6 protein-coding genes are annotated in these 7,120 nt (G+C 62.6%); 3 read left to right on the top strand and 3 right to left on the bottom strand.

Translation table 11 applies throughout. The features are described 5' to 3' along the window. Both groL and groES read right to left on the bottom strand, forming a co-directional pair. The coding region (groL, locus tag SKA58_RS05580; RefSeq protein ID WP_009821401.1) for a chaperonin GroEL at window positions 1–1,482 on the bottom strand (1,482 nt) is incomplete at its 3' end. Between the two features lie 50 nt (window positions 1,483–1,532). Continuing rightward, complete coding sequence (gene groES / locus SKA58_RS05575) at window positions 1,533–1,820, bottom strand: co-chaperone GroES (RefSeq protein WP_009821400.1); 288 nt, start codon at window positions 1,818–1,820, stop codon at window positions 1,533–1,535. Between the two features lie 316 nt (window positions 1,821–2,136). On the opposite strand from groES, the gene yghU reads away from it, so the two are divergent. Together yghU and SKA58_RS05565 are read left to right on the top strand one after the other, a co-directional pair. Beyond that, window positions 2,137–3,009 carry a glutathione-dependent disulfide-bond oxidoreductase gene (gene yghU, locus SKA58_RS05570; RefSeq protein ID WP_009821399.1) on the top strand — a complete coding sequence of 291 codons (873 nt, stop codon included), beginning with the start codon at window positions 2,137–2,139 and terminating at the stop codon, window positions 3,007–3,009. Between the two features lie 83 nt (window positions 3,010–3,092). Next, the gene (locus SKA58_RS05565; protein WP_009821398.1) at window positions 3,093–4,913 is read left to right on the top strand and encodes a DUF885 domain-containing protein; all 1,821 of its coding nucleotides are present in this window, start codon (window positions 3,093–3,095) and stop codon (window positions 4,911–4,913) included. Window positions 4,914–5,013: 100 nt separating this feature from the next. Here SKA58_RS05565 and SKA58_RS05560 read toward each other — a convergent pair whose 3' ends face one another. Continuing rightward, window positions 5,014–6,498, bottom strand: coding sequence for a replicative DNA helicase (locus tag SKA58_RS05560; RefSeq protein ID WP_009821397.1), 1,485 nt, complete (start codon window positions 6,496–6,498; stop codon window positions 5,014–5,016). A 113-nt stretch (window positions 6,499–6,611) separates the two neighbouring features. Between SKA58_RS05560 and SKA58_RS05555 the strand changes: the two genes are divergently transcribed. Then, a complete protein-coding gene (locus SKA58_RS05555) occupies window positions 6,612–7,094 on the top strand; it encodes a UPF0262 family protein (RefSeq protein WP_009821396.1) in 483 nt (160 codons plus the stop codon). The last annotated feature ends 26 nt before the right edge of the window (window positions 7,095–7,120 follow it).

Below are 7,120 nucleotides of genomic sequence, written 5' to 3'. Positions count from 1 at the left end.
GACGCCGGCGGCGACCAGATTTTCATAGGTGTCGGTCGACGCGTTGAAGCCGAACGACGTGTCGGTCTGGTCGAGCAGCTTGCCCGAAACGACCGCGCCGTCATGGCCGGCGTTTGCCGCGATCTGGCGAACCAGGGCGGTCAGCGACTTGCGAACGATGTCGATGCCGCGGGTCTGGTCATCATTGACACCGGTCAGGCCTTCAATCGCCTTGGTCGCGTAGAGCAGCGCGGTGCCGCCACCGGGGACGATGCCTTCTTCAACGGCCGCACGGGTGGCGTGCAGCGCGTCGTCGACGCGGTCCTTGCGCTCCTTGACTTCCACTTCGGTCGCGCCGCCAACCTTGATGACGGCCACGCCGCCGGCCAGCTTGGCAAGACGCTCCTGCAGCTTTTCACGGTCATAGTCCGAGGTGGTGTTCTCGATCTGCGAACGGATTTGCTCGGTGCGGCCCTTGATCGATTCGGCATCGCCAGCACCGTCGACGATGGTGGTGTTGTCCTTGTCGATGGTGACGCGCTTGGCGGTGCCCAGCATGCCCAGCGTGACGTTTTCGAGCTTGATGCCGAGGTCCTCGCTGACGACTTCGCCCTTGGTGAGAACGGCGATGTCTTCCAGCATGGCCTTGCGGCGATCGCCGAAGCCCGGCGCCTTGACGGCCGCGACCTTCAGGCCACCGCGCAGCTTGTTGACGACCAGGGTCGCCAGCGCTTCGCCTTCAATGTCTTCCGCGATGATGAGGAGCGGACGACCCGACTGCACGACCGATTCCAGGATCGGCAGGATCGACTGAAGGTTGCTGAGCTTCTTTTCGTGGATCAGGATGTAGGGGTCAGCCAGTTCGACCTGCATCTTTTCCGGGTTGGTGATGAAATAGGGCGACAGGTAGCCGCGGTCGAACTGCATGCCTTCGACGACGTCCAGCTCGAATTCCAGGCCCTTGGCTTCCTCGACGGTGATGACGCCTTCCTTGCCGACCTTTTCCATCGCTTCGGCGATCTTCTGGCCGACTTCGACGTCGCCATTGGCCGAGATGATGCCGACCTGCGCCACTTCCGACGAACCCGAAACGGGCTTGGAACGGGCGCTGATGTCCTCCACGACCTTGCCGACGGCGAGGTCGATGCCGCGCTTGAGGTCCATCGGGTTCATGCCGGCGGCAACCGACTTCATGCCTTCGCGGACGATGGCCTGGGCCAGAACCGTAGCGGTGGTTGTGCCGTCACCGGCGATGTCGTTGGTCTTCGAAGCGACTTCGCGGACCATCTGGGCGCCCATATTCTCGAACTTGTCCTTCAGTTCGATTTCCTTGGCGACCGAAACACCGTCCTTGGTGATGCGGGGTGCGCCGAAGCTCTTGTCGATGACGACGTTGCGGCCCTTGGGGCCCAGGGTCACCTTGACCGCGTCGGCCAGGATGTCGACGCCACGCAGGATGCGCTCACGCGCGTCACGCGAAAACTTTACGTCCTTCGCTGCCATGATCTTCTACCTTTCGAATGAGTGGGAATATTAGGAAAAGCGGGATGCGATCAGGCGATGACGCCCAGAATGTCGCTTTCCTTCATGATGAGCAGGTCTTCGCCATCGACCTTGACTTCGGTGCCCGACCATTTGCCGAACAAGATGCGGTCGCCGGTCTTGACGTCCAGCGGCGTGACCTTGCCGTCTTCGGCCTTGGAACCGGTGCCGACGGACACGATTTCGCCTTCCTGCGGCTTTTCCTTGGCGGTGTCGGGGATGATGATGCCACCAGCAGTCTTCTCTTCCGCTTCTACGCGGCGAACGAGAACACGGTCGTGCAACGGACGAAATGCCATGTTAAGTGCCTTTCCCTTGGCGATGGGAGGGGATAGCGGCGGTGGCAAAGCCAAGAGGCCCGCTGATCCGTCGCGCCGGTCCTTCTCCCGATGAACTTTCCTGTGTTAGCACTCTTCGATGTCGAGTGCTAGCGACGCGAATATGGCCTGCGCGGGCCGAGCGTCAAGGGGCATTGCACAGCTTTTTTATGGCGCGCGGAACAAAATTTATCGACCGTCCTGCGCCAAGGCGACCATGGCGGCGGATGGACGCCTTGCCGCCTCCCCCGCCGCCTCTTACCTGTCGCCCATCTTTCGGCGTCAGAAGGAATTTTCGATGAGCGATACCCCCTATACCCCGCCCAAGGTCTGGACCTGGGACAAGGCCAGCGGCGGTCAATTTGCTAGTATCAACCGCCCGATCGCCGGTCCCACTCATGACAAGGACCTGCCGGTAGGTAAGCACAAGCTGCAACTCTATTCGCTCGCAACGCCCAATGGCCAGAAGGCCGCGATCATGCTGGAGGAGTTGCTGGAGGCCGGCGTCAGCGCGGCGGACTATGACGCCTGGCTTATCAAGATCGGCGATGGCGACCAGTTTTCCAGCGGCTTCGTCGCCGTCAATCCCAACAGCAAGATCCCGGCGCTCATGGACCATAGTGTCTCTCCGCCACGGCGGGTGTTCGAATCCGGCGCGATCCTGCTCTATCTCGCTGAAAAGTTCGGCAAGTTCCTGCCGACAGACCCCGCCGCGCGCACTGCCGCGCTCAGCTGGCTGTTCTGGCAGATGGGCGCCGGTCCGCTGCTGGGCGGCGGCTTTGGCCATTTTTACGCCTATGCGCCGGAAAAATACGAATATCCGATCAATCGCTACACGATGGAGGTGAAGCGCCAGCTGGACGTGCTTGACCGGCATCTGGCGGACAATGACTATATGGCGGGCGACGATTACAGCATTGCCGATATCGCCATCTGGCCGTGGTATGGCGGACTGGTGCTGGGCCGCGCCTATGACGCCGGGGAGTTTCTGGATGTCGCGAGCTACAAGAATGTGGTGCGCTGGGCCAAGCAGATTGACGCCCGCCCCGCCGTCAAGCGCGGCCGCATGGTGAATAAAGCCAACGGCCCGCTGGAAGAGCAATTGCACGAACGCCATGACGCCAGCGATTTCGACACGAAAACGCAGGATAAGGTTCAGGGCGCGGCCTGATCCCATTGAAATATAACGGACTGGACGGCGGGCCGTGCCATGGCGATAACACAGCCCTATCGACATTAGGGAGTCGCCCCATCATGGACCGCCGTCTTTTCCTTTCCACCGCCGGAGCCACCGCCCTCGCCGCTACCGCGCCGCGCGCCTTTGCGCAGGCGGCCATGCCGGGCAATGGCGACGATGCCCGCCTGTCCGCCGCCTTCGCCGCGATTTTCGAAGGCGTGCTCGATCGCTCGCCCATGTTCGTCACCAGCCTCGGCCTCGACAAAGGCGCGCGCGCCGACGCCAAGAGCCAGCTCGATGACAACAGCAAGTCGGGCATGATGAAGGACCTTGCCGCGACACAGGCGGCGATCAAGGAACTGGAGGGGTTCAAGGGCGCAAACCTGTCCGACGCGCAGCGCCTCAACCTCGACGTCATTCTCTATTCGCTGGGGCAGCAGACGGTCGCGCCGGGCACGTTCAGCCTCAACAGTGTGCAGCGGCCGTATCGCATCTTTCAGCAGGGCGGCAGCTATTTCCGGGTGCCCGATTTCCTCAACACCGCGCATACCATCAACGACAGCGCCGATTGCGATGCCTATGCCGCCCGGCTGGACGCCTTCGCGCGCAACCTGCGGACCGACACCGCGCTTCAGCGGGACGAAGCCGCGCGCGGCTATCTCGCTCCGGCATGGTCGCTGGACCTGACGCTCGGCCAGTTGAAGAAACTGCGCGGCCAGCCCGCTGCGCAAAGCTCGATGGTGCAGTCGCTGGTCAAGCGCGCGTCCGCCAAGGGCATCAGCGGCGACTGGCAGGCGCAGGCCACCGGAGTCGTGGAAAAAGCGATCTATCCCGCGCTCGATGAGCAGATCGCCGCGATCGAGGCGCTCAAGGGCAAGACCGCGGCGGGCGATGGCGTCTGGCGCACGCCGCGCGGCGATGAAATCTATGCCGCCGCGCTCAAGCAGGCCACGACGACCGATCTTAGCGCCGACCAGATTCACGCCATGGGTCTGGAGCAGGTCGCCGATATCAGCGCGCAACTGGACGGCATTCTGAAAGACGCTGGCTATAGCAGCGGCACCGTGGGCGAGCGGCTGGCGAAGCTCAACGTCGAACCGTCACAGCTTTATGCCGACAGCACGGATGGGCGCGCCGCCCTGCTGGCGCAGCTCAACCGCGACCTCGACGCGATGAAGGCGAAACTGCCGCAAGCCTTCACGACCATTCCCGACACGAAGCTGGAAATCCGCGCGGTGCCGGTGGAAATTCAGGATGGCGCCTCCAACGGCTATTATAACCGCGCGGCGCTCGACGGGTCGCGCCCGGCCATCTATTTCATCAACCTCAAGGATCTGGGCGACTGGCCCAAATATGGCCTGCCCGCGCTCACCTATCATGAAGGGGTGCCGGGGCATCATCTTCAGATTTCCACCGCGCAAACCGCCGGCGACATTCCGATGCTGCGCAAGACCGCCTTCATGAGCGCCTATACCGAAGGCTGGGCGCTCTATGCCGAACAGCTGGCCGATGAACTAGGCGGCTATGCTACGCCGCTCGATCGCGCCGGCTATCTTCAGTCCTTCCTGTTCCGCGCGGCGCGGCTGGTGGTCGACACCGGCATCCACGCCAAACGGTGGAGCCGGGAAAAGGCGACGGACTATATGGTGGAAAAGACCGGCTTTGCCCGCCCCCGCTGCCAGCGCGAAGTCGAACGTTATTGCACCCAGCCGGGCCAGGCGACCAGTTACAAGGTCGGCCATGGCGTGTGGACCAAGGCGCGCGCGGCCGCGCAGGCCGAACTGGGCGATGCCTTCGATATCAAGCAGTTCCACGCCATTCTTGAGGAAGGCGCGATGCCATTGTCGATGCTGGAACAGCGCGTGGCGGCACGGGCAAAGGCGGCGAAGGGGGCATAAGCCCGCTCCATTTGCTTGGAGCGAAGTCGAGAAGCGGCCATGCGTGTGCTTCAGGTTTCTCGACTTCGCTCGAAACGAACGGATCTACGGCAAGCCGGCGTCACTCATAGCTCATATCCTGATAGCCATCGTCGGCGACATCGGAAAAGCGGGTGATCTTCGCGTCGAACTTCATGCGGATACGGCCGGTGGAACCGTGGCGCTGCTTGGCGACGATCACCTCGGCAAGGCCATAGATGCGCTCCATATTCTCTTTCCACGCGGCATAGGCGGCCTCGTCGTCGGGCTTGGGCTCCTTGGCGGCCTCGTAATAATCCTCGCGGAACACGAACCACACCATGTCCGCATCCTGCTCGATCGATCCGGATTCGCGCAGGTCGGACAGCTGCGGCCGCTTGTCCTCGCGCTGTTCGACCGCGCGGCTGAGCTGGGAAAGCGCCAGCACCGGCACATGCAATTCCTTCGCCAATGTCTTCAATCCGCGCGAGATTTCCGAAATCTCGTTGACGCGGTTGCCGTCGCCCCGGCCCGTGCCCTGTAGCAGCTGAAGATAATCGACCACGATAAACCCGATGTCGTGCCGCCGCTTCAACCGCCGCGCGCGCGTGCGCAGCGCCGCGATGGTCAGGCCCGGCGTATCGTCGATGAACAACGGCAATTCCTGCAACTCGCGCGCCGCGCGGGACAGGTTCTGGAAATCCGCGCGGCTGATCTTGCCCATGCGCAGCGCTTCGCCCGAAATGCCCGACTGTTCGGCCAGAACGCGCGTCGCCAGCTGGTCGGCGGACATTTCAAGGCTGAAGAACGCGGTCTTGGCCCCCATATTCTTCTCGGGCGGAATGCCGTCGGCATTGTCGCGCACCCATCGCGACGCGGCATTATAGGCGATGTTGGTTGCCAGCGACGTCTTGCCCATGCCCGGTCGCCCGGCCAGGATCATGAGGTCGGAATTGTGCAGACCACCGATCTTGGCGTTGAGGCTGTTGATCCCGGTCGTGATCCCCGACACATGGCCGCCGCTGTTGAGCGCGCGCTCTGCCACCTGAACTGCCATGGTCGACGCCATCAGGAAGCTCTTGACCGATCCGGTCTCGCCCTCGCCTTCCGAAACCTTGTACAAAGCGACCTCGGCCGCTTCGATCTGCTCGCGCGGGTTGACGTCCTCGCTGGTATCCAGCGCGTTTTCAACCAGTTCGCGCCCGACGCTCACCAATTCCCGCAACAGCGCCAGGTCGTAAATCTGGCTGGCGAAGTCGCGCGCGCCGATCAGCGCCGCGCCATTGCCGGTCAGCTGCGCCAGATAGGCCGCGCCGCCCAGTTCCTTCAATGCCGGATCCTGTTCCAGCATGGGTTTGAGCGTTACCGGATTGGCGACCATATCCTTGTCCAGCAGGCGCATGATCGCGTCATAAATGCGCCCGTGCAGCGGCTCGAAAAAATGCTCGGCCTTGAGCTTGAGCTGCACATCCTCGGCAATGCGATTGTCGATCATGATGGCGCCCAGCAAGGCAGCCTCAGCCTCCACATTGCGCGGCAGTTCGGCGCCGCCATTGTCGGCGGGATTGATTTTCAGCAGTTCGACCATAGCCCCTCTTTCCTCCCACCGCGCGACGGGCGCAAGGGGCCATGGGGACGCAGTTGTGGATAAGTCCCGCTTGCATTTGAGCGCGCGCCGCCGCACTGACTATGCGCTCGCATATGGCCGATCCGCGCATCATAGACATCAAGCTCGACGAGCGCACGATCCTGTGGCGCAATGCCGATGTGGAGCAGGAACGGCGCATCGCGATCTTCGACCTGCTGGAGGATAATCATTTCGCGCCCCAGCGTGCCCATCCTGACGGCTATGCCGGTCCCTACAAGGTCGTGCTGCGGGTCGAGGAGGGGCGGCTGGTCATCGAAATCAACCGGCAGGACGACAGCCCGCTTGAGGCCATCATCCTGAGCCTCGGTCGGTTTCGCCGCCCGATCCGCGATTATTTCGCCATTTGCGACAGCTATTATCAGGCGATCAGCAACGCATCGCCCCAGCAGATCGAAACGGTCGACATGGCGCGCCGCGCCATCCACAATGATGCCGCCGACATGCTGATCGAGCGGCTGGAGGGCAAGATCAAGGTCGATTTCGACACAGCGCGGCGGCTGTTTACGCTGATTTGCGTGCTGCATATCAAGGGGTAGTGGGATCAGGGGTTTGACGTTCGGGG

The sequence above is a fragment of the Sphingomonas sp. SKA58 genome (assembly GCF_000153545.1).
In the GTDB taxonomy this organism is placed as follows: domain Bacteria; phylum Pseudomonadota; class Alphaproteobacteria; order Sphingomonadales; family Sphingomonadaceae; genus Sphingobium; species Sphingobium soli.
The sequence above is the reverse complement of the archived record's forward strand: the minus strand, read 5'-3'. Positions and strand labels throughout refer to the sequence as shown.